The 22,249-nt window shown below is 42.4% G+C and carries 20 protein-coding genes; 3 read left to right on the top strand and 17 right to left on the bottom strand.

The annotated features are described in order from the left end of the window. Positions 1-125 precede the first annotated feature (125 nt). Positions 126-704, top strand: coding sequence for a Fe-S biogenesis protein NfuA (gene nfuA, locus DXX94_RS10505; RefSeq protein WP_115998691.1), 579 nt, complete (start codon positions 126-128; stop codon positions 702-704). An 87-nt stretch (positions 705-791) separates the two neighbouring features. On the opposite strand, the gene DXX94_RS10510 is transcribed toward nfuA, so the two are convergent. Beyond that, the gene (locus DXX94_RS10510; protein ID WP_258872146.1) at positions 792-2,156 is read right to left on the bottom strand and encodes an MATE family efflux transporter; all 1,365 of its coding nucleotides are present in this window, start codon (positions 2,154-2,156) and stop codon (positions 792-794) included. Between the two features lie 114 nt (positions 2,157-2,270). Between DXX94_RS10510 and DXX94_RS10515 the strand changes: the two genes are divergently transcribed. Further along, complete coding sequence (locus tag DXX94_RS10515) at positions 2,271-3,374, top strand: polysaccharide deacetylase family protein (RefSeq protein ID WP_258872147.1); 1,104 nt, start codon at positions 2,271-2,273, stop codon at positions 3,372-3,374. Between the two features lie 28 nt (positions 3,375-3,402). Here DXX94_RS10515 and DXX94_RS10520 read toward each other — a convergent pair whose 3' ends face one another. Genes DXX94_RS10520 through DXX94_RS10540 form a run of 5 tightly spaced genes read right to left on the bottom strand, consistent with a single transcriptional unit; the run spans position 3,403 to position 7,491 of the window. Further along, positions 3,403-4,035, bottom strand: coding sequence for an SCO family protein (locus DXX94_RS10520; protein ID WP_116015701.1), 633 nt, complete (start codon positions 4,033-4,035; stop codon positions 3,403-3,405). A 21-nt stretch (positions 4,036-4,056) separates the two neighbouring features. After that, positions 4,057-4,986 (bottom strand): heme o synthase, encoded by a 930-nt coding sequence (gene cyoE, locus DXX94_RS10525; protein WP_116015703.1) that lies wholly within the window; start codon positions 4,984-4,986, stop codon positions 4,057-4,059. 9 nt (positions 4,987-4,995) lie between these two features. Then, positions 4,996-5,988: a COX15/CtaA family protein gene (locus tag DXX94_RS10530; RefSeq protein WP_115998688.1), complete on the bottom strand. Its 993-nt coding sequence runs from the start codon at positions 5,986-5,988 to the stop codon at positions 4,996-4,998. A 2-nt stretch (positions 5,989-5,990) separates the two neighbouring features. Then, the gene (locus DXX94_RS10535) at positions 5,991-6,707 is read right to left on the bottom strand and encodes a hypothetical protein (protein ID WP_116015705.1); all 717 of its coding nucleotides are present in this window, start codon (positions 6,705-6,707) and stop codon (positions 5,991-5,993) included. Beyond that, positions 6,697-7,491, bottom strand: a complete 795-nt coding sequence (locus tag DXX94_RS10540) for an SURF1 family protein (protein WP_116015707.1) — start codon at positions 7,489-7,491, stop codon at positions 6,697-6,699. The genes DXX94_RS10535 and DXX94_RS10540 overlap by 11 nt, the downstream gene beginning before the upstream one ends. An 84-nt stretch (positions 7,492-7,575) precedes the next feature. Here DXX94_RS10540 and DXX94_RS10545 point away from each other — a divergent pair, with 84 nt between their 5' ends. Further along, positions 7,576-7,785 carry a DUF2909 domain-containing protein gene (locus DXX94_RS10545; RefSeq protein WP_116018455.1) on the top strand — a complete coding sequence of 70 codons (210 nt, stop codon included), beginning with the start codon at positions 7,576-7,578 and terminating at the stop codon, positions 7,783-7,785. Positions 7,786-7,832: 47 nt separating this feature from the next. Here the strand turns inward: DXX94_RS10545 and DXX94_RS10550 are convergent, their stop codons facing one another. The 11 genes from DXX94_RS10550 to DXX94_RS10600 all read right to left on the bottom strand — a co-directional run bounded on the left by DXX94_RS10550 (position 7,833) and on the right by DXX94_RS10600 (position 22,216). Next, positions 7,833-8,717, bottom strand: coding sequence for a cytochrome c oxidase subunit 3 (locus DXX94_RS10550; RefSeq protein ID WP_115998685.1), 885 nt, complete (start codon positions 8,715-8,717; stop codon positions 7,833-7,835). Positions 8,718-8,791: 74 nt separating this feature from the next. Next, positions 8,792-9,334, bottom strand: coding sequence for a cytochrome c oxidase assembly protein (locus DXX94_RS10555; RefSeq protein WP_116015709.1), 543 nt, complete (start codon positions 9,332-9,334; stop codon positions 8,792-8,794). Between the two features lie 12 nt (positions 9,335-9,346). Further along, on the bottom strand, positions 9,347-10,939 hold the full coding sequence (ctaD, locus tag DXX94_RS10560; protein WP_115998683.1) for a cytochrome c oxidase subunit I: 1,593 nt from the start codon (positions 10,937-10,939) through the stop codon (positions 9,347-9,349). 24 nt (positions 10,940-10,963) lie between these two features. After that, positions 10,964-12,466 (bottom strand): cytochrome c oxidase subunit II, encoded by a 1,503-nt coding sequence (gene coxB / locus DXX94_RS10565; RefSeq protein WP_116015711.1) that lies wholly within the window; start codon positions 12,464-12,466, stop codon positions 10,964-10,966. 575 nt (positions 12,467-13,041) lie between these two features. Further along, positions 13,042-13,656: a transcriptional repressor LexA gene (lexA, locus tag DXX94_RS10570; protein WP_115998681.1), complete on the bottom strand. Its 615-nt coding sequence runs from the start codon at positions 13,654-13,656 to the stop codon at positions 13,042-13,044. Positions 13,657-13,740: 84 nt separating this feature from the next. After that, on the bottom strand, positions 13,741-15,138 hold the full coding sequence (locus tag DXX94_RS10575) for a hypothetical protein (protein ID WP_116015713.1): 1,398 nt from the start codon (positions 15,136-15,138) through the stop codon (positions 13,741-13,743). A 1-nt stretch (position 15,139) separates the two neighbouring features. Then, positions 15,140-16,093, bottom strand: coding sequence for a glycosyltransferase family 2 protein (locus DXX94_RS10580; RefSeq protein WP_116015715.1), 954 nt, complete (start codon positions 16,091-16,093; stop codon positions 15,140-15,142). 61 nt (positions 16,094-16,154) lie between these two features. Beyond that, complete coding sequence (locus tag DXX94_RS19730) at positions 16,155-16,541, bottom strand: GtrA family protein (RefSeq protein WP_116015717.1); 387 nt, start codon at positions 16,539-16,541, stop codon at positions 16,155-16,157. Positions 16,542-16,564: 23 nt separating this feature from the next. Beyond that, a complete protein-coding gene (locus DXX94_RS10590; protein ID WP_116015719.1) occupies positions 16,565-17,587 on the bottom strand; it encodes an NAD-dependent epimerase/dehydratase family protein in 1,023 nt (340 codons plus the stop codon). A 10-nt stretch (positions 17,588-17,597) separates the two neighbouring features. Continuing rightward, entirely contained in the window at positions 17,598-18,872 is a 1,275-nt protein-coding gene (gene tviB, locus DXX94_RS10595; protein ID WP_116015721.1) for a Vi polysaccharide biosynthesis UDP-N-acetylglucosamine C-6 dehydrogenase TviB, read from the bottom strand. Between the two features lie 89 nt (positions 18,873-18,961). Further along, the gene (locus tag DXX94_RS10600; protein ID WP_116015723.1) at positions 18,962-22,216 is read right to left on the bottom strand and encodes a right-handed parallel beta-helix repeat-containing protein; all 3,255 of its coding nucleotides are present in this window, start codon (positions 22,214-22,216) and stop codon (positions 18,962-18,964) included. Between the last annotated feature and the right edge of the window lie 33 nt (positions 22,217-22,249).

Raw genomic sequence — 22,249 nt, forward strand, 5'->3', positions numbered from 1 at the left:
CGATTTGTCGCATTGTGATGATTAATTTTGTCGACCCCTAGCCTATTGGTAGCTTGCAGAGTAAAATACCCATACCTGACTAATTTACTCAGGTATGACATTTTTAGATTTTAAGTGAGTAACTCATGATCAGCATTTCAGAATCAGCCCAAGCACACTTCGCTAAACTATTATCGCAACAAGCGGAAGGTACCAACATTCGTGTTTTCGTGGTTAACCCAGGCACAGCAAAAGCTGAATGTGGTGTTTCTTACTGCCCAACCGATGCTGTTGAAACAGACGATTTAGAACTCAAGTTCAATGGTTTCTCAGCTTATGTTGACGCTGAAAGCCAACCATTTCTAGAAGAAGCTGAAATTGATTTTGTAACGGATCAAATGGGCTCACAACTAACGTTAAAAGCGCCAAACGCTAAATTGAGAAAAGTTGCTGACGACGCACCACTATTTGACCGTGTTGACTACTTTATTAAAGCAGAAGTCAATCCTCAGTTAGCAGGCCATGGTGGTGAATGTAACCTGATGGAAATCACTGAAGATGGCTATGCTGTACTTCAATTTGGTGGCGGTTGTAATGGTTGTAGTCAAATTGACGTCACCGTAAAAGACGGTATTGAAAGTCAGCTGCTTGAAATCATGGGTGGTGAAATTAAAGGTGTTCGTGACGCCACTGAGCACCAACGCGGTGAGCATTCTTACTACTAAAACAACTCACTCTCGCATAGGTTTAGCGACCTAACATAACTATTTTCCAGAAAGTCGGCTTCACGCCGACTTTTTTGTTTTGGCTTGCTATTGTGGCGTTGCAATCGGTTGCGGTAATAACCGGCTATAAAGATGCCAACCCAATGTTGCACCCCGCGCCAACATAAAGCCAGAAAATGCCAACCAAAGCGCATGGTTTAATGATATTTGTAAGAATAAAGGCTGGGAAAATAGACTTTGGAACAACCACCACAAGGGGAAAAATACCGCAAAAGTCGCGACAATCATGCTGTTACGCATAATATCTGCCCGAGTCATCCCAACATAAACCCCATCGTATAAATAGCACCAACAGCCAATCAGCGGTAACAGCATAATCCAACCCAAGTATTTTTTAGCTTCTGTCCTAACATCAGTAATACTAGTTATCTGATTTATTAGCCAATCCCCTGCTAAGGCAAAAGCTAAACTGTATGCAAGCGCAAACACTATAGTCCACAAAGTGCAACGTTTTAGAATCAATGCCAGCTCATTGTTTGCACCCGCCCCTTTAGCCTTACCAATCATAGCTTCGGCGGCATTAGCTATGCCGTCTAAACCAAATGAAATCAGCAGCAAAAAGTTCATTAAAATTGCATTGGCAGCAACAACATTGTCGCCTAATCGGGCGCCTTGAAAGGTCATAAAAACAAAGCAGACTTCTAAACACAAAGTGCGAATAAGAATATCGCGATTAAGCTTAAAATAAGCAGCTAACTGACTCACGTTCATGACGTCAGCAAGCACTTGTCGACTAAATAGCTGACTGATGCTCGCTTGATAATAGCGATGAAGTATAAAGCCTAACCCTGCAATTAGCCCTGAATACTCGGCAACTAAAGTGGCCGCAGCAACACCCTGCACTTGCCAGTTAAACGCTAGGACAAACAGTAGGTCTAGCGATAAGTTGATACTATTGATCAGGATCAGCAACCACATCACCGCTTTTGCTTGATGTTGCCCCAACAGCCAACCCAGCATAACAATGTTGGCAAGTGCAGCGGGTAGTCCCCAAACCCGAATATCCATATATTGTTTGGCATAAAACTGCACTTGTTCGCTGCCGCCGGCTAGCCACAGGCTTAACTGGAAGTAAGGGTTTTGCAGTACAATACACACTAGACCAATTGCGGCTGCAACCAGCAAACCACGCAGCAATACTAAGGTTGCATCATCATTATTCTGTCGGCCTAGTGCCTGTGCAGCCAAACCTGTTGTCGACATTCTTAAAAAGCCACAAAGCCAAGTAATAAAGGTGATGATCATGGCGCCAACTGTGCTGCCACCAAGATAATAGGCATGAGGTAAGTGCCCAATAACGGCAGTATCGACCATCCCCAACAAGGGCACTGTGATATTTGACAAAATCATTGGCACAGCAAGTGCGATTATTTTTCGGTCTAAGCTTTTCAAAATAAAATTTTCAAAAATAGGTATGTCTAAGCGAGCAGTGGCCAAAGTTTACTTGGTGTTTAGCCCAAAAACACGCTACTTTAATAGCTATCTGCCGATACTTGGCGCGTGATCATGATGAACCCAATGAAAAACCTATTCCTCTCGCTTATTTTTCCATTTGCAGCCGCTATTGCAGTAGGCACTGCCGTATCGAGCGCGCAAGCTGCGGTGATCTTGCAATATCACCACGTTAGTACAGACACGCCAGCTAGCACGAGTATTTCACCTCAGCAGTTTGAAAATCACATGCGCTATCTTAAAGACAGAGGCTTCACGGTAGTGCCACTATCAACGATTGTAAATGGCGTTAAAAACCAAGAAGCAGCGTCAAGCAGCCTTGATAAATCGGAAAAGCTAGTCGCGATTACTTTTGATGACGCCTATCTTGATATTCTTACCAACGGTAAACCGATACTGGACGCTTTTAACTATCCCTACACGATTTTTGTCAACCCGAGCCTAGTTGAAGCCAAGCAACCTGATTATTTAAATTGGCAACAGTTAAAAATGATAGCCGAACAAGGCGCCATTATTGCCAATCACGGCTGGCAACATCAGTCATTAACAAGAGTACCTGATGGCATTGCCCCTGATATGTGGCTTGCGCAATACGAGCAAGACCTGCGTAGAGCCGAGCAATTGATTAACGACAAGGTTGGGCAAAGCTATCGCTATTTCGCTTACCCTTACGGTGAATACACTCCTGAAATTCAATTGTGGTTAAAAGAGAACAAGTTTGTTGGCTTTAGTCAGCAATCTGGTGCTGTTGGCCCAAATACCGACTTAACCGCTATCCCGCGTTTCCCAGCATCTCAGCCCTACGATAAACTCACCGGCCTAAGGGATAAGCTCAATGCTTTGCCGTTCTCTATCTCATTAAGTGAACAAGACAATCAAACCATTTATCGTCACCAAACATTAAGCTCTGTGACTTTTCATGTTGACGTGGAAGATTTTAAGCCAAGCCAGCTCAACTGTTATGTGTCTGGCCTTGGTAAACAAAAGGTGAATTGGTTAACAGACAGCAGCTTTCAAATCACATTTAGCGATAACTTACCCGTTGGTCGCGTTCGCTGTAACTGCACAGCCCCTAGCTTGAGCCAGTCAGGTCGCTATTATTGGTATTCTAAGCCGTGGTTTATTCTTAATACCGACGGCTCATGGTACCCATTATAGTCGCTCTGTTCTTTGCCAAGCGGTTTATTTAAGAAGCTGCCAAAGCGACAATGCGTTGAAAATCGTCGACTAAATCATCTTCATTAACGGTTGGTATTTGCCCCAAGGCTTCTTGGGGTTTAAATATCGCAGCTATCTCACCTTGCGGGTTGATCAAGACAATTGATGCACTGTGGTCGACTAAATAATTTTTCTGTGAAGTATCATCAGCAATGGCATACATTAGCCCTAAATTGCGCGCAAATGGGAATAACGCGCCATGATCGCCGCGCAGCGCACGAAACTCGTTATTGAAATAGCCAATATATTGAGAAAGCTTATCAACTGTATCGCGATTAGGGTCTACCGAGACAAGCAATACTTGGGTGTTGGGCGTTACGGCTTTTAGCTCATCATAAACAAAATTCAGCTTTTGCAGTGTCGTTGGGCAAACATCGGGGCAAGATGTGTAACCAAAGAACACCCAAGACCACTGACCTGACAATTCCTGTTTGGTAAACGCATCACCAGTGTGGCTAGTTAGCGAAAAGGGCTCTACCGTTCTTGGCTGCTGATAATACAGCGCAGTTTTAGGTAGTTCAGGTTGATTTATCGCTTGGTAGATAAATACGCCACAAACCAGAGAAACAAGGGCAACAATAATATAAAGCAGCTTATTCATAATAATATCTTCAACCAGTAGCTAGCTAAACGAAACAGGCAATAAATAATGATCTAGTAGCAATATAATAAACAATAACATCAGGTGAATGATAGAAAACTTGAATGTTGCCATCGCAGTATTTTCTTTGGGGTTAAATTTTAATTGCCAAGCGTAAGCAAAGAAGATTAAATTAAGTACCACACTGCCGACTAAATACAGCCAATTACTCATACCAACTAAATAGGGTAGTAAGCCCACAACAAACAATAAGATGGTATAAAGTAAGATCTGCGTTTTGGTAAATTCTATGCCATGCGTAACGGGCAACATTGGAATGTTGACCTTGGCATAGTCATCGCGGCGATGAATGGCGAGTGCCCAAAAATGGGGTGGCGTCCATGTAAAAATAATCAACACAAGCAGCAAGGCATGACCGTGAATTTCATTGGTCATTGCTGTCCATCCCAATAACGGAGGTATTGCGCCAGCCAAGCCACCTATGGTGATATTTTGAGGTGTCGCACGTTTTAAATACAAGGTATAAATAAAGCCATAACCGACTAATCCCGATAGGGTTAACCAAGCGGTTAGTGGGTTAACCAAGCCATAAAGCATAACAAAACCTGCGAGTGCCAGCATGGCAGCAAAGCCAATAGCATTGCGTTGACTCAATCGGCCATTGACCAGCGGGCGGTTATGCGTCCTTGCCATTTCTTTATCAATGCGTTGATCGACAATATGATTAATCGCAGCTGCCGCTGACGATAAAAAACCAATCCCTAACATTGCAGGGATCAACAATTGCCAAGGTACGACACCCGGCACCGACAAGCACATACCAACCAATGCGGTTAGCACCAACAAAGCAACTACTCTGGGCTTAGTGATTTCGTAATAGTCACGCCAAGAGGTACGCTGTGTTACATCAACAACACTGGCTGGAGAATTGATTAAAGCAGCTTTTGCCATGTTCGCCTCCTAGGTTTTTCGTTGTAAGCTGTAAGTTAAAGTGATCAATGCCATCATCAAACATGCAGCGACAACATTGTGGCTCACTGCGATGCCAAGCGGCAGTGACATCACTACATTACTTACCCCTAATGCCACTTGAATAAACAAGATAAACAAGAGCACAAGTGGCACGGTTTGAAAGAAAGAACTTTGTGCTTTGCGCCTAACCACTAAGGCTAACCAGCCAAGATATAAAAAGGTTACAATCGCGCCAATGCGATGCATGACATGGATTGTAATGCGCTCATCATGATCTAAATGACCAAATTCATAGGTGTCTTTTTCAGGAGGGATCAAGTCAAACGAATTTTCAAAAGTAAGTTGCTCAAGCCAGCCTGTTTGGCAAATCGGTAACTCAGTGCAGTGCAGTGCGGCATAGTTTGATGATGTCCAACCGCCAAGCGCTATTTGCGCAGTCAGCAGTACTACCCCTAAGAGCCCAAATCGAGCATATTTTTTTATCGACCAATCCCCCCCTGGAATTCGATAATTACTGAGTCGCAAATACAGTAAAAACAGCAAGCATAGTGTTGTAAAACCACCTAATAGATGCGCCATCACCACGACAGGCATCAATTTCATGGTAACCGTCCACATCCCAAGCAAGGCCTGAAAAGTCACTATGGCTAATATCAATAACGGCAGAAATACGGGGGTTCCCTGCTTGCGTCTTTTGACTGAAACAATAGCGATCCACAATATTAAAAGCCCCAACGCGCCCGCGAAGTAACGATGAATCATTTCATTCCATGCTTTTTGTATTTCAACTGGTCGTTCTGGAAACGCCGCTTCTGCTTTTGCTATTTGTTCCTGAGTTTGTGGCACGTCAATTAACCCATAGCAGCCGGGCCAATCAGGACACCCCAACCCAGCATGAGTTAAGCGGGTGTATGCACCTAAACTAACAACCACAAGTGCCAAAAGAATGCTGACAAAAACTAAACGCCTTACTTCGAACATAGTTAACCTATCCTTGAATACTTCAATAGTTTTTTCATATCCGCCACAATCGCTTTACCAAACGCTGGCAAGGCATCTGCAGTTTGCGGCGGTTGATGTGTCATCACAACATTTCCCAAGGGATCAACAATAAACACTTTGCCGCGTTGTAATTCTGGATGAGAAAGCTCAGGCACGTTGAATTTTTGCCAGCGTGATACATCAATATCAGATTGAGCTTTGCCGACACTTTCCGTGTCAGTAGCAGTTGTGATATGGAACGTGGTATCAGTCTCGGTCTGGTTGGCATGCTTGGTATAGTTAAGCAACACTGGCTGCACACGCGGCATTTCTTTACCCAGTGCTAAATACGTATTCGATAAAGCATTCATTGATTGCTGGCAGGCTTTTTCACAAGGCGCTGGTGAGTTAAAAACAAGTAGCCAATGCTTATCAGTTTGAATGTCTGTTAGGGAAAGTTGCGAAAGCGAAACCGGCTCAGCGAGCAGTTGTCCTTGATTTGTCACCCCATAATTAAACCATTGTTGTTCCAGTGCCATCTTCGCCAAAATGACAGGCAATATAAATGCAATACATACCATCACAAAGTGCTTACGCCCATTACCCTTTTTGCCGGCTCGAGCCACTTCGCTGGCGCTCACTTTAGCGTTTGTATTGGCTTTAGAATGAATATCGGCTTGAGAATTTTTTTCGGGTCTGTTTTGTACATCAGTCTGCATCTGATACCACCTTCTTATTATTTTTAATCGCAGCCCAAATCATCAAAATCAACCAAGCTGCGGCTAAGCTAAACCACTGAAATGCGTACCCGCGATGTTTCGACGGCGGCATAACAATTGGCCGCCAAGTTTTTTGATAACCAATTACTTCATTGCTATCCAAATAAATGGCGAATGGTTGCAATTGCACACCTAACACGTCTGACAGTTTATCTACTTCTATTTGTTGCACTCGCATCGGCATAGCTAACTGATCATATTCTTGCTCAGCCAGCACAATATTGGGCTCGATAACGCGAATATTGCCCGTTATTTGATGGTGGCCTGTTATCGGCTCGACAATAGGCAATTCACTGCGATTACGACTACCGCTAACCCAACCTAAATTAACTAACACTGGTAACTGCTGCTGGTGATAAAAAACCTGATAAACGCGATAGCCCAATTGACCATTTAGCGTTTGGTTATCCAAGAGCAATAAAACTTCGTCATTAAACACGCCATTTAGCACTACTGGCTGATCGTTAAGCATTTCATTGCGAGTTTCTTCTAACGCTGGATCACTCAAGCTCTCAGCATTTAGTGTGTTAATACTGTTGAGTACCTGATGCAGTGGCTTAGGCTCTACCCCCATCAATTGCTCCATACGCAGTATTCGCTGCTCTTTTTGCTCTGCTCGTTCGCTTTGCCACAGACCCAACTTGATTAATGCCGAAAAAACCAGCAAGGTAACCAGTACCCAAAGTGGTGAAATTTTGGCGCTAACTGCGTTGTTAATGCTCAATGAACCTCACCCTCTTTGACCGTATTTTTCGAAGCCTTTATTTCGGAGCCACTCTCATTCGGAGCTACTATATTTGGAGCCATGATGCTGTTCAAAATACTCATTATTAGTTTACTCACTTGGATGGTTTACAACTTATTCCGAGCGCTAATGATCATGAACAAACAAGATCCCAATGGCCCACCGATGTCTAAATTTATTGGTCGGCGCGTACTAACATCTGTTGTCATCGTACTGCTGTTATTACTAGGTATTTTAACTGGGGTAATCACGCCCAACCCCCGCCCGATGTGAACCAGGGCAAAGCAAGGGTGAGACAAGGCTCACCGCTCGACCTATGCTTACAAAATATAAACAAAGAAAAACAGCAATACCCACACCACATCAACAAAGTGCCAATACCAACTCGCTGCTTGGAAAGCAAAGTGATTTTTCGGGCTAAAGTGACCTTTCAATATACGCAAGAACACGACAATCAACATGATAGTGCCAAGCGTTACGTGCAGGCCGTGAAAGCCAGTTAACATAAAGAAGGTGTTGCCATAAATACCGCTGTCTAAGTACAACTTCATTTCATCTGAATAGGCGTGCGCATACTCCTCTACTTGCAGGAATAAGAAAATCAAACCTAATAGAATTGTCAGACCCAGCCACACTTTCAGTTGTTTGCGTTTGTCTTGTTCTAATGCGACATGGGCAAAGTGTGCAGTGACCGACGACGTTAGCAGAATCATGGTGTTAATCAGTGGCAAGCCATACCAGCCCATGGCCGTCGTTTCTGTCCCATCTGGCGTTTTAAGTAATGGCCAAGAAGCGGTAAACTCAGGCCATAGCACTTCCCCTGTCATGGCATTATTGCCTGCTCCGTCTAACCAAGGCACAGCAAACATGCGCGCATAAAACAATGCACCGAAAAATGCCGCAAAGAACATCACTTCGGAAAAAATAAACCAGCTCATACCTTGTTTAAACGAGTTGTCGAGTTGGTTGCTGTATAAACCCGACATCGACTCGTCAATCACATTACTAAACCAGCCATAGACCATGTAAATACAGGTAGCTATACCTGCAAGCAAGACCCAGCCTCCCCAACTAGACTCACCACTTGCCAGTGTCGATACATATTGCCCAGCACCTATGGCAATCAAAAATAAGGCGATTGCACCAACGATTGGCCAATGGCTTTGCGCGGGTACGTAATAAGTTTGATATTCTTTTGTTGTCATCGCTATTCCCCGTAATCTTTCCTGTCGTACTCGCCTGCACTTCGCAATTAATCGGGTGCAGGTACGGCTAACGCTTATGAATCAGCATTTGCTGTCACATCATATAAAGTGTAAGACAAGGTCAATGTTGAAATATCGTCTGGTAATTCGGGATCAACATAAAACTGCAACGCCATTTCGACATCTTCACTTGCTTGTAACGGTTGATGATTAAAGCAAAAGCACTCTATTTTCTGAAAATAAAGTGCCGCTTGACCAGGCGATACCGAAGGTACTGCCTGACCAATAATAGGACTGTGTGATTCGTTTTTAGCGTAGAATTTCACTAATTTCAACTCACCGGGATGCACTTGAATCTCGCGCACCATTGGCTCAAATTGCCAAGGTATTCCTTTGGCAAGATGGCTAATAAACTGAACGGTTACCAGTCGGCTCTCGTCAACACCTTTGTCGTTAACCTGTGCCGCAGTATCAGCAGTTTTGCCGTTCAGTCCGGTGATTTCACAAAACACGTCATACAAAGGCACCATGGCAAATCCAAAACCAAACATGGCGAATACAACTAAGACGAGTTTTTTCGCAGTTTTTTGAATATTTTGCTGTGATGCGTTTGTCATGACCGACTCCTGCTAATCTATTTTCGGCGGCTTTTCAAAAGTGTGGTATGGCGCAGGCGAAGGCACTGTCCACTCAAGCCCTTCAGCACCGTCCCAAGGTTTTGCTTCGGCTTTTTCACCGCCGCGAATACACTTGATAACCACAGCCAAGAAAATTAGCTGCGACAAACCAAACGCAAAGCCACCAATACTGACCCACTTATTAAAGTCAGCAAATTGCAGCGCGTAATCTGGAATGCGGCGCGGCATACCGGCTAATCCCAAGAAGTGCATAGGGAAAAACAGTAGGTTTACGGAAATCAGTGAACACCAGAAATGCCATTTACTTAGTGCGTCGTTGTACATATTCCCCGTCCATTTCGGCAACCAATAGTAAGCGGCAGCAAAAATTGAGAATAACGAGCCAGTCACTAGCACGTAATGGAAGTGAGCAACCACGAAATAGGTGTCATGATATTGGAAATCAACTGGTGTCATTGCCAACATCAGCCCAGAGAATCCACCAATAGTAAATAAAATGACAAACGCGATAGAGAACAACATGGGGGTTTCGAAAGTCATTGCGCCGCGCCACATGGTTGCTACCCAGTTAAAGACTTTAACCCCAGTTGGCACCGCAATTAGCATCGTACAGTACATAAAGAAAAGCTCACCAAAGAGTGGCATGCCCGTTGTGAACATATGGTGCGCCCAAACAATAAACGATAAGAACGCGATAGAAGCGGTAGCGTATACCATGGAGCTATAACCAAAGAGCGGCTTGCGAGAAAAGGCTGGAATGGTGGTTGAGACAATACCAAAAGCTGGCAAGATCATAATGTAAACTTCAGGGTGACCAAAGAACCAGAAAATATGCTGGAACATTACAGGGTCACCACCACCGGCAGCATCGAAAAAGCTTGTGCCAAAATAGGTGTCAGTTAACACCATAGTGACAACGCCCGCTAATACTGGCATTACCGCAACAAGCAAGTAAGCAGTAATAAAAAAGGTCCAAACAAACAGCGGCATCTTCATGTAAGTCATGCCTGGCGCACGCATATTCATGATGGTAACGACAATATTAATCGCCCCCATGATGGAGGATATCCCCATAATGTGGACAGCAAACACGAAGAACGCCGTGCTGCCATTGCTATAAGTGGTGGATAGCGGTGCGTAGAAGGTCCAACCGAAGTTAGGTGCTCCGCCGCCAATAAAGAAGGATGCCAGTAAAATACTGAATGCAAATGGCAATATCCAAAAGCTCCAGTTGTTCAAACGTGGAAGTGCCATATCAGGGGCACCTATCATCATCGGAATCATCCAGTTTGCCAAGCCCGTAAAGGCCGGCATGATGGCGCCAAACACCATGATCAAACCATGCACAGTGGTCATTTGGTTAAAAAAGTCTGGCTCTACAATTTGTAAGCCTGGCTGGAATAACTCGGCGCGAATCACCATAGCCATAGCGCCGCCAGTTAAAAACATAATAAATGAGAACCACAAATAGAGCGTGCCTATGTCTTTGTGGTTAGTGGTATATAGCCAGCGCTTAATACCTGTCATCTTGTGATCGTGATGGTCGCCGTGGTGGTGATCATCATGAATTACATCAGTTGTCATAATCTTTCCTCCCTAGCTATAAGACTATTTAGCACTTACAGCATCAACGTCTGCAGGTTGCACGACATCGCCCGTGTTGTTGCCCCAAGCATTGCGCTCGTAGGTCACCACAGCGGCGATTTCTGTTTTCGTGAGCTGACCGCTAAATGCCTGCATAGCGGGGTTTTTCTTACTACCGTTGTACACAATATCGATATGCGCAGTAACATCTCCCAAGATCATTGGGCTGCCAATCAATGACGGGAAAGCTGGTGGTAAGCCAGCACCTGTTGGCTGATGACAAGCAACACAGGCTTTCATGTAAACCGCCTCACCCTGCACCATTAATTCATCACGTGTGTAGGTTTTGCTTAAATCTTCAGTTGTGGGTTGTGGGTTTTCTAATTCGCTGGTGGCAGAATCTACCATTGGGGGCATAGCCTCTGCTGTTTGCTCGACAGCTGCCGCAGCGCTTGCGCCGCCAGCTAATGCATTAACGTCGCTCGCTTGAACACTCTCACCTGTATTGTTACCCCAAGCATTGCGCTCGTAGGTCACGACCGATGCAACTTCTTTTAACGACAGTTGTTTGCCAAAGGCTGGCATGGCGTTTTTACCATTGAGGATAATCGCAATATGCTGTTCGATTTGATTCGGGTCGGTTGCGACAACACTGCCTTTAAGTGCGGGGAATGCTGGCGGTAAGCCTAAGCCTGTTGGCTGGTGACAAGCGGCGCAGTAGGCGGTATATGTGGTTTCACCGAGCTGCATTAACTCATCCATCGAGACATTGGCATTGAGCGAGGCAGCTTCCGCGGCCTTGGCATCAGCAATCAATTGTTTTTGCTCACTCACCCAAGTGGCATAATCTGCCTCAGATTTAACTTCGACAACGATTGGCATATACCCATGATCTTTGCCGCAAAGCTCGGCACATTGGCCTCGATAGACACCAGGCTCGTCTACTCTAGTCCACGCTTCATTGATAAAACCAGGGTTGGCATCTTGCTTAACTGCGAAAGCAGGTACCCACCAAGAATGAATAACATCGTCAGAAGTAATTAAGAATCGGACTTTTTTATTAGTGGGAATAACTAATGGTTTGTCTACTTCCAATAGGTAGTTTTCACCTTTTGTTTGACCACTGCCATCGCGATTATCAAATTGTTCTCTCGGTGTCGAAAGCACCGAATAGAACTCAATACCTTGGTCAAAATATTTGTAATGCCACTTCCACTGAGAGCCTGTAACTAAAATGGTAATATCTGAATTATCATTATCTTCCATCTCAATCAATGTGCTAGTGGCAGGCACTGCCATCGCGATGAGAATAACAATGGGAATAGCAGTCCAAAGTATTTCTACCTTGGTACTTTCATGGAAAGTTGCAGGCTTAACGCCTTTTGATTTGCGATGGAATACCATCGACCAAAACATTGCGCCGAACACTAAAATACCAATAACGGTGCATATCCACAGTACCAACATATGAAGGTCATAAACCTCATTGCTGATTGCGGTAACCCCTTTGGTTAAGTTCAGCTCCATCTCCGCCCAAGCTGTGCTGGAAAACAACGTACTACTAAAAATGCTCCCAAAAAACAGCCAACCTAGGTTACGTCTTTTCACTCGACATCTCCTCTACCCTGTTGAATAACAAAGACATCAAAGCCGTCGATAGTAAAACTTTCGACGTGGGCTTACTTTGCAGATCGTGTTGTGATGTATGTTGTAATGTAGTTGTTGTGCGCACATCACTTATTCTTATGTTTTATTCGTCATTATTGCTTGCGCACTTTACAACCTAGAATTACTCAATTTTTAATCAAGATCTAGTGATTTATGATCAATTATTATTATTTTTTCCTTATTTATCAGTAGAGTATGAACTCTAATAAAAGAACATCGCGTCGATTAAATTATGTGCTATCAAGCGCTTGGGAGGGGATACAGTCAACTAGAAAGTTTAGTAGTGATAGGTTTTTTGGACATAAAAAAGCCAACGAAATTCGCTGGCTTAATTAGAAAAATATAGGTCAGGTAACTAAGCTACAATATCATCGATATTAGTCTATTCGTCTAGCTAATGATAAAAAATAGACCTTGAAAAGAAATGCTTTATCTTACATCCAGTCTGCATTTCGAATAACACCAACAGCAATACCTTCAACGTTAAAGTGCTGGCTGGTTAGATCAACTTCTATTGGCGCGAATTCTTCATTCTCTGCATGCAGATAAACCACATTACCCTCGCGTTTAAAGCGCTTCACAGTAACATCATCTTCTACCCGCGCGACAATAACTTGGCCATTGTGAACATCAGTTGTTTGATGCACAGCCAATAAATCACCGTCCATAATACCGATGTCTTTCATACTCTCGCCGTTAACACGCAGTAAGTAATCTGCAGCAGGTTGGAATAAATTGCCATCAATTTGATAACGGTCTTCCACGTGCTCTTGCGCCAATATTGGCTCACCAGCTGCAACTTGACCAATTAACGGTAAACCAGATTCTTCAACAAATGCATCAGCTAGACGGATACCACGTGAAGTACCTGGCAGCATTTCAATGTAGCCTTTTTTTGCCAGTGCTTTTAAGTGCTCTTCAGCAGCATTAGCTGATTTAAAACCGAAGAAGTCGGCAATTTCAGCTCGTGTTGGTGGCATGCCAGTATCAGCAATTTTATCTTTGATAAGCTCAAATATTTGAGATTGTCGTGCGGTTAATGGCTTCATAGCGATACAGGTCCTCTCCTGATATCCATACAGCATTACTGTAAGTATATACACACTGTATGGATATGCAAGTATAAATACAATCTACCCGTTATCGAATGTCTCGACTATTTCAGCAATCAATATAGCCACTAAAATAAAGAACATAGGTATCGCAGGCAGGTGATATTTTGCATTACTTTCGAATACTGAGTGTACTGTAAAAAAATATAAAAAAGACAAACTTAAAGTAGCAATCAAGTGATCAGATGTTATCAGGCTATACAGTTTTTCTCGACAGAAAAATATTATCAGCCACAATAATAACCAGAATGTGTTAGCCCCTAATTTCAAGCCGTAATAAGGTATCTCACCTATTGGTTGTTGAGCACTTCGCTTAAGAATCGAATAAATACCGGTACTATCGTCTCCTAAAAACTTGGTCATTTTGATAAATGACAAGTAAAAAAAGTCTACTGGATTATTTTTTATCCATTCTATTGCCAACTCTTTCCCTCGCTTGTCTTGCTCTAATTCTGACAAATGTGAAATATCAATTGCTCCTTTAGCAATGTAGCCCCCCGTCGCAATTTCATTATTCGCACGATACATATTTGAGCCACCATTGGTCGATATCATCACAAACTGATCAAATACTTGTGTATTTCTATAACTCCAGGGTGCAATTGCCGATAGCATTCCAGCAAGCAAGCAGACAAACAAGCTTAACTGGTTCGTAAAGTGTAATTTTTTAAACCAGTTTAAAACGACAAAAACAGAGACAAAGAGAATCGTGCCCGGTTGAATCAAAGCGCAAAACCCCAGAACAAGCCCATTAATAAAGTGATACTTGAAACCACTTTTCTGAGTGTATAAATAAACAGATAGCAATAATAGCGTCATTAAGGGTAGTTCTTTGTAGGCATCTAGTGCGCCCAAAAGTCCTGTTGGCCAAAACGTAAAAATTGATATTGCTACAATTGCAGCGCGTCGCGAATGATATTTATGCGTCAATTGAAAGATTACGTAGCTAGCAATTAAGGTAATGAGACAATTTTGTATAAATATAGTGCTAGTAGATACGGGAATAATGCCAAGGTGAGAAACATATAAAAACAGTGGGTAGCCCGGTGGCCAATAGGCATATGTATTGCCATGTTGATAGCTATTTTCTGATATCAGTTGGTTGGCAAGCGAAACATACGTAGCGGAGTCTGAAACAAAGTTGACAGGGAAGAGAACAAAAGCGGCTATTTTTATTGCCAATCCCAACACAACTATTAATAGCGGTGACACTGTGTAATTGAAACTCCAGCGAACTCTTTTTCCAAAATATAAAAATAAGGCTAATGTTGACGTCGTTAGCCCTATAGAAACGGCATAGGCAATAGCTGGTTGTGTTAAAAATTCCTCTAATATAAGTAAAAAAACACTAAACACAGCCAGAGGCACAATAGCCGTCCAAACCAACCTATGCAGTTGGCAAAATGCTGTGTCTAACATGTTAAACTTCCTTCTCTATCGTGTATAACGGTCTAGATTTAGTCTCCATATATATTTTGGCAATATACTCACCGACCACTCCTAAACTGAGTAGCTGTACACCGCCAATAAAAAACACTGGAATTACGATAGATGCCCAGCCTGGAACCGCGTTGTCGCTAAACAGCTTCACTGCAAGCACCCAAAAAATCATAAAAAACGCGAACAACGAAACAAGAAATCCCAAGCCTGTTATAAACCGCAGTGGCGCATGGGAGAAAGAGGTCACTCCCTCGACTGCAAACGCTAGCATTTTCTTTAACGGATATTTTGACTCTCCAGCAAAGCGTTCGTGTCGTTCATATTCAACACTGGTTGAACTAAACCCAAGTTGCGGCACGATTCCGCGTAAAAATAAGTTAACTTCTGAGTAACGCTTTAATTCTTCGAGTGCTTTGCGACTTAACAGGCGGTAATCTGCATGATTAAACACTAATTCAACACCCAATTTCGCCAGTAGTTTGTAATAAGCTTCCGCCGTATAGCGTTTAAAAAAAGTATCTGTCTCTCGTTTAGAGCGCACCCCATAGACCACTTCATGGCCTTTCGCATATTCATCAACCATAGCTTCAATCGCACTGGTATCGTCTTGTAAATCAGCGTCAATGCTAATCAGTATATCTCCTTTAGCATTGTGTAAACCAGCCAGTAGCGCATTTTGGTGCCCTCGGTTCCTCGACAATTTATAACCTTTCACAAAGGAGTTTGACTGTGCATGAGATTCGATAATTTCCCATGTATGGTCTCGACTACCATCGTCCACAAAAAAAACACAACTCGATGAATTTAATTTGTTTTTTTCAATAAGCAGTTCAATTGTAGCTGAAATACGCTGAATTGTTTCGGGTAGCACTTCTTCTTCGTTGTAACATGGAACAACGATTGAAAGACTAGGTATTTCATTTATTGGAGTCATCGACTAATAAATCCTTTTTTAATTTTTGTTAATACACTATCTCTAAATACGACTTATCTGATTAGCTTAATTTAACTTTCTCAACTCTCTTGAATGTCCAAAGCTTATTAGCCCCATAGTTCCAAATAAGAGCAAACAAAGTGGCTGCAACCTGTGCAACTAAATAATAAAAATTAAGTACTAGACTAAACAACGCAAAAACTGAGGTATTAATTAATAAACCGACTAATGCAACCAATACAAAACGAGGCAATACTCTGGCGTGTGCTTGATTACTGGTAAACGTAAAGTAGTAATTTAACCAGTAGTTCAACAATGTACTTAAACAGTAAGATAACATCGTGGACGTCAATAATGCCAAAGAAGCGAATTCTACAAACATAATCAGTAGGCAATATTGACAAATTGTTGCCACCCCGCCTACGCCAATGAATTTTAGAAGTCTCATTACTACTTCCGCATTATCGTTCGTCAACCTGAGTGTGCCAAATACCAAGGCATAGCTTCAAGAATACCTTGTTGAATACGATGGCTTGGATCGTATCCAAGTGCTGACTTTGCTTTAGAAACATCAGCTTGCGAGTGTCGAACATCTCCCGCTCGAAAATCTCGATATTCAGGCTCTGTTGCAATCTGAACACTATTATCTAATAAGGCATGCTTGATAGATGCATAAAGCTCGTTGAGCGTCGTTCTATCGCCAAGCGCAACATTGTATACCGCGTTTTTCGCTTCAGCTGGTGCAGTGGCGGCTAGAATATTCATTTGTACGGTATTGTCGATATAACAAAAGTCACGGCTGGTTTCGCCATCACCATTGATAAACACAGTGTCACCTTTAATCATGGCAGCAGTCCATTTAGGGATTACCGCCGCATATGCGCCATCAGGATCTTGTCGGCGACCAAACACATTAAAATAGCGTAGGCCAATACAATTAAAGTCATATGCTCTAGCGTAGACATTCGAGTAAAGCTCATTAACGTATTTTGTTACCGCATAGGGGGAAAGTGGGCTACCAATGTTCTCTTCAACTTTGGGCAATGCCGGGTGATCACCATAAGTAGAACTGCTGGCGGCATAAGTAAAGCTCGCAACATTTGCTTGCTTTGCTGCCTCAAGCATATTCAAAAATCCTGTAACATTGGCAGCATTAGAGGTAATTGGATCAGCCAGCGAGCGCGGCACAGAGCCTAAAGCTGCTTGGTGTAAAACATAATCAACACCATCGCATACTTGTGAGCAGGTGTTAACATCGCGAATGTCACCTTCTACAAACGTAAACGCCTGCCATTGCTTCGATGAAACGAGTAGTTTCACTTCTTCCAGGTTTTTTTGATAACCGGTGGCGAAGTTATCAAGACCAACAACTCGTTGATCTAGTTTTAGTAAGGCTTCTAAAAGGTTAGAGCCGATAAAGCCCGCAACACCTGTAATTAACCAAGTTTTAGGCTGCGCTTTCAATTCTTGGCATATTTGTTCGTACTTATTCATCCACTCTGCTCTATAGACGCATATCAACTTGGTCTTTGGGAAGCACACACTTTAAGTCATACAAGACATGTGTCGCTTTACCTAACGCATGAATTTGCTCAGCCCCCATCGCTTTAAATTCATCGTGTGCTACCGCCAAAATCACGGCGTCATAATCACCTTTTTTAGGCTCGGCAGTAAGCTTAATACCGTATTCTTCTTGAGCTTCTTCACAAGCACAGAGCGGGTCAACAACGTCAACGTTCACGTTGTACTCTTTAAGTTCTTCAACAATATCTATCACTTTGGTATTGCGAAGGTCTGGGCAATTCTCTTTGAAGGTTAAGCCCATCACCAACACATGGGCCTGTTCTACTTGAATACGCTTTTTCAGCATACCTTTGACAAGCTGTGAAACCACATAGTGCGCCATGCCATCATTTAAGCGACGTCCTGCAAGGATCATTTCAGGATGGTAACCCACTGATTGTGCTTTGTGTGTTAGGTAGTAAGGATCAACGCCAATGCAGTGCCCACCGACTAAGCCTGGGCGAAACGGTAAAAAGTTCCACTTGGTGCCTGCGGCCTCCAACACCTCTAACGTATCAATATCAAGTTTATTGAAAATCACCGAGAGCTCGTTAATTAACGCAATATTAACGTCACGTTGCGTGTTCTCAATGACTTTAGCAGCTTCAGCCACTTTAATAGACGAGGCTTTATAGGTGCCTGCCGTGATAATTGATGCATAAAGCGCATCAACTTTGTCAGCAATTTCAGGGGTTGAGCCGGAAGTGACTTTTAAAATTGTCGGTAAGCGATGTGTTTTATCGCCTGGGTTAATGCGCTCAGGGGAATAACCAGCAAAGAAATCTTGGTTCAGCGTTAACCCTGAAATTTCTTCGATAATTGGAATGCAATCTTCTTCAGTTGCACCAGGGTAAACTGTTGATTCATAAACAACAGTTGCACCTTTACCAATTACACTGCCAAGCATTTCTGATGCTTTTCGCAGGGGAGTTAAGTCCGGTTGGCGATGTTTATCAATAGGGGTTGGTACAGTAACAATATAGAAGTCACAACCTTTGAGCAGCGTTTTATCTGTCGTACATACCAGGTTGCTCGCTTGCTTTAATTCTTCAGCCTCAACTTCATTAGTGCGGTCTAAACCATCATTTAACTCGTCTACCCGTTGCTGATGAATATCAAAGCCAATAGTTTGGTACTGTTTGCCAAACTCTACCGCCAATGGCAGACCAACATAGCCTAAGCCAATAATTGCAATTCTAATATCACCATTAGGCATGCTCTCTTCCTTGTGTTGTTTACAATTTGTTTATTATTTAACTTATTCTTACATAGAAACATAACAAACAAAACGCGATATTTTGTATTTTATAAATTCGGAATAAACGGTGCAGGTTTGATTCCCAAGTCAGCTCGACCTTCAAAGAATGTATTGAAGGCCTTAGGGGCTCCTTCTATACCTCCAACAATAATGTTGTCTGAGATATCTAATTTTTGAGGTTCCTCCTTCATTGCTATTAAGCGAGCATAACTCTTGTCAGCAATAAATATGTTGTTCCTAATGACAATACTGCCTTCGTCATGAGATACCCCCTCAACCCCCCAACTTAGTAGGTCATGGTTTTCACTATAGGCGCCCTCGACTAAAACACTATTCTCGATCCTAACTTGTCCCCCATTCGGGATGTCTATGAGCCGGCTATCTCTTGTTAAACTGCTTCCAATAACAGACTCTATTATCTCGGTGTAGTAAGAGCGAGACTTTATTTCATGGCCGCCAGTTTGGTTATTTAAAAAAGACGAGTTCTTAATCAATAGTCGTGTTTTAGCCATCGTATATACGCCATGAAAAAAGCTACCATGTCCCATGTATTCAAAACGACTATTCTGGATAACGATATCCCCTCCCTTTGGCGAGCCTAACAAACCACCTTGTGCATGGTGAAAATAAACATTATTTAAAGTAAGACCTCGCCCTTCAAGACGAACGCAAACTCCATTATTTGAAGGAACTGATATTGAGTGACATTCAAGTCCATCAATTATCAAATTGTTGCCCTTTGCAACAATTGCTCCCTTACCTTGACTGGCAGAACCAAAAATAACTGCGCCAGGCTCGGCAGTAATCTTGACATTATTAGCTGTCACCACACCCGAAGCTTTGTATAGACCTCTGCCAATATTAATCTCGCTAAAAGCTCTAGCTGTTTTTAACGCTGTCTGGAAATCTTTAGCCGGTTTACCATCTAGTGTAATAACCCCCGGAGCATGTTTTAGATTAGTCAGTTTCTGCAGCTGGACTTTTACAACCTCTTGAGCAGGAGGATCTAGCATTGAACTAATTGTTTGAATATGAAAAGGCTCACCAAATATTCGATACAATAAATACAGACAAAAAACACCAGCAGCACTGTATAAGAGGTACGATTCTTTGGGTAGTAAAGCTGTATTAAAATGTCCTTTCAAGTTCAATGCTGCTCTACTTACCCTACATGCAAAGCATGTCACAAAGATAAGCCCTAGAACCAACACTGACCAACGTATCACCAGCTCTGACTGGCTAAGCTGATTCTCCCTATCTGGACCAAGAAGAAAATCAGCAGCCGAGAAGGTTTGGCCATATTTCACAATAACTGGCTCAAGTCCATAGTTAAGTGTGTACCATGAGCTAGCTATTGAGATCAGAATAATCAAAGGAAACCAAATTAGCCGAGCCTTACTCTTTACTGACACGATCAAGTAAGCCAATCCAGCTAATATAGACAGCGAAATAAATGCAGTACTTACTGCTATAGGACTTGCGATAAGTTCGGTAAGGTTATCAGTCGAAGCATTAATAAAAACCGTGATATAGCAGAATGCTATTGCGCCTGAGGAAACAATTGTCACTTTAAATTTATTTGTTATAGTCTGCTTTTTTCTCACCCAAAAGAGAATCAAAAGCAATGGAAAATAAATAAAACCAATTAACGCAGAAAAGCGTACAAAGTACTCGACATATCTCACAAAGTTAGCAGTCATCGACAGACTAAGTATTTTTAATAGGGAAGCAAGCCAGCTAGATTCTTCACGCATTGCAAAGATATCCCTTGCGTAAACTGAGGCCCCGATTATGTCTTGTAGGCTTTCTTCAGAAATCGCTAGCGTAATTGCAATAAAGGCAATAAGGAGAATTTTCACCTGAGTCCCAATGAATTCTGAAACTCTTAGCTCACAGTCTTCTTTAATTGTATTAGCAGAGCAATACCCACCACCAAATATACATAAGAGAAACACGTAGAAGAGTAGAACATCTAGTACTGAACCGTTATTTTCAAACAATTCTCTAACGTTATATGGAATGCTTGGCAACGACAGGACAAGGCTAATAGCCATGTAAAGCAACATATAGCCACCTACCAACAAGCTTATTAAAAACACAGGAGTGTTTTTTTCTTTGCTACAAGAAATTGCTGTTTTTGAGACCCTATCTTGTGTTTGCGAATTATAATATTCGGTTACATTACCTAGCATACTGGCAAGCAAGTCACCAATATGTCTAACCAATAAAAAAGCAACACCGACCAATACCACATCGCCAATATCAAACGTCCGACCTGAAATAAATATTTGCGAACACTCAGTTATTAAAACTAAACCTGCCAGCACATAAGCTTGCCGATGCAGGCTGTATTTAAGTTCAAGCGATAGCCACATTGCTGCAGAAAATAGCGAGACTTTTAGAAGAATTGTTGAGACACCTGCATATACTTGGCCACTAAGGTAACTATGAAACGGCAACATACTGAAGGCATTGTGTATTGGTTTTCCTGCGCTAATAAGACTTGAGAAAAAGATAGATGCAAGAAACAACACATAAAGCTGTTTTTGATTTCGATCGTCGTGCCAATCTCTCAAACGAAAGATCAAATACCCTATTAAGGGAGCAATAATAACCGCCCATGTTACGCTATTCTGATAGATAACAACTTTTGCAACTAGCAACCCGATATAGCCGACTACAAAAAAAGTTAGTGTAACGGGCCGCCAAAAGCTTAATAACCTAAACATCACAAGCCATGTGACTGTATTGAATAAAACTAACCAAACATTAGATGCACTGGGTGCGACCAAGAGGGGTTTGATACTGTGCTTAAGGGCTTGAAAGTCTATACTTGGTAGAAATGGGGCAAGCTGTGAGAGTAAATAAACGATAACAATAGCTATGGGCAACATAGCTATTGGGTTTTCTAACGAGACTTTAACTCTATCGAAAAAATTTATTGCAATAAAGCCAAGAGTGAATCCAATGCTGTTAGATAATACATCAATTAAGTTGGGATCCCTCTCTGCAATTCCGATTTGAAGTACTTGCAGAATGAAAGCAAAAAACAGCACAACTCCAAATGGCCTCAACCATGTGTATAATTGCGATAAATGCAATCCCTGTTGCAATGCACTGAGTCTATACGCTACCCCTAGAGGTAAAAAAAGTAATAAATTACCAAGTACGTCTCCAATACTTGGTATGTTGATATTCAGCCATATTAAAGAACTCGCAGACAGTTCCTCTAGAGAAAATAAAAAAGGGTAAAGCGAGCCATAAGCTATAATCACATATAAGATCGCTATTAATTTTTTCATTTTCAGTCAACCAAGCTCAATCGCACAAAGTAC

The organism is Thalassotalea euphylliae (assembly GCF_003390375.1).
Lineage (GTDB): Bacteria > Pseudomonadota > Gammaproteobacteria > Enterobacterales > Alteromonadaceae > Thalassotalea_F > Thalassotalea_F euphylliae_A.

Bases quoted from the DNA above. Each gene is read 5' to 3' on its own strand.
- DXX94_RS10545 (WP_116018455.1), top strand. From the start codon at position 7,576: ATGCTGTTCAAAATACTCATTATTAGTTTACTCACTTGGATGGTTTAC.
- DXX94_RS10535 (WP_116015705.1), bottom strand. From the start codon at position 6,707: ATGCAGACTGATGTACAAAACAGACCCGAAAAAAATTCTCAAGCCGAT.
- nfuA (WP_115998691.1), top strand. From the start codon at position 126: ATGATCAGCATTTCAGAATCAGCCCAAGCACACTTCGCTAAACTATTA.
- DXX94_RS10580 (WP_116015715.1), bottom strand. From the start codon at position 16,093: ATGACTCCAATAAATGAAATACCTAGTCTTTCAATCGTTGTTCCATGT.
- coxB (WP_116015711.1), bottom strand. From the start codon at position 12,466: ATGGAGCTGAACTTAACCAAAGGGGTTACCGCAATCAGCAATGAGGTT.
- DXX94_RS10530 (WP_115998688.1), bottom strand. From the start codon at position 5,988: ATGTTCGAAGTAAGGCGTTTAGTTTTTGTCAGCATTCTTTTGGCACTT.
- DXX94_RS10590 (WP_116015719.1), bottom strand. From the start codon at position 17,587: ATGAATAAGTACGAACAAATATGCCAAGAATTGAAAGCGCAGCCTAAA.
- DXX94_RS10520 (WP_116015701.1), bottom strand. From the start codon at position 4,035: ATGAATAAGCTGCTTTATATTATTGTTGCCCTTGTTTCTCTGGTTTGT.
- lexA (WP_115998681.1), bottom strand. From the start codon at position 13,656: ATGAAGCCATTAACCGCACGACAATCTCAAATATTTGAGCTTATCAAA.
- DXX94_RS10550 (WP_115998685.1), bottom strand. From the start codon at position 8,717: ATGACAACAAAAGAATATCAAACTTATTACGTACCCGCGCAAAGCCAT.
- ctaD (WP_115998683.1), bottom strand. From the start codon at position 10,939: ATGACAACTGATGTAATTCATGATGATCACCACCACGGCGACCATCAC.
- DXX94_RS10515 (WP_258872147.1), top strand. From the start codon at position 2,271: ATGATGAACCCAATGAAAAACCTATTCCTCTCGCTTATTTTTCCATTT.
- cyoE (WP_116015703.1), bottom strand. From the start codon at position 4,986: ATGGCAAAAGCTGCTTTAATCAATTCTCCAGCCAGTGTTGTTGATGTA.
- DXX94_RS10575 (WP_116015713.1), bottom strand. From the start codon at position 15,138: ATGTTAGACACAGCATTTTGCCAACTGCATAGGTTGGTTTGGACGGCT.
- DXX94_RS10600 (WP_116015723.1), bottom strand. From the start codon at position 22,216: ATGAAAAAATTAATAGCGATCTTATATGTGATTATAGCTTATGGCTCG.
- DXX94_RS19730 (WP_116015717.1), bottom strand. From the start codon at position 16,541: ATGAGACTTCTAAAATTCATTGGCGTAGGCGGGGTGGCAACAATTTGT.
- DXX94_RS10555 (WP_116015709.1), bottom strand. From the start codon at position 9,334: ATGACAAACGCATCACAGCAAAATATTCAAAAAACTGCGAAAAAACTC.
- tviB (WP_116015721.1), bottom strand. From the start codon at position 18,872: ATGCCTAATGGTGATATTAGAATTGCAATTATTGGCTTAGGCTATGTT.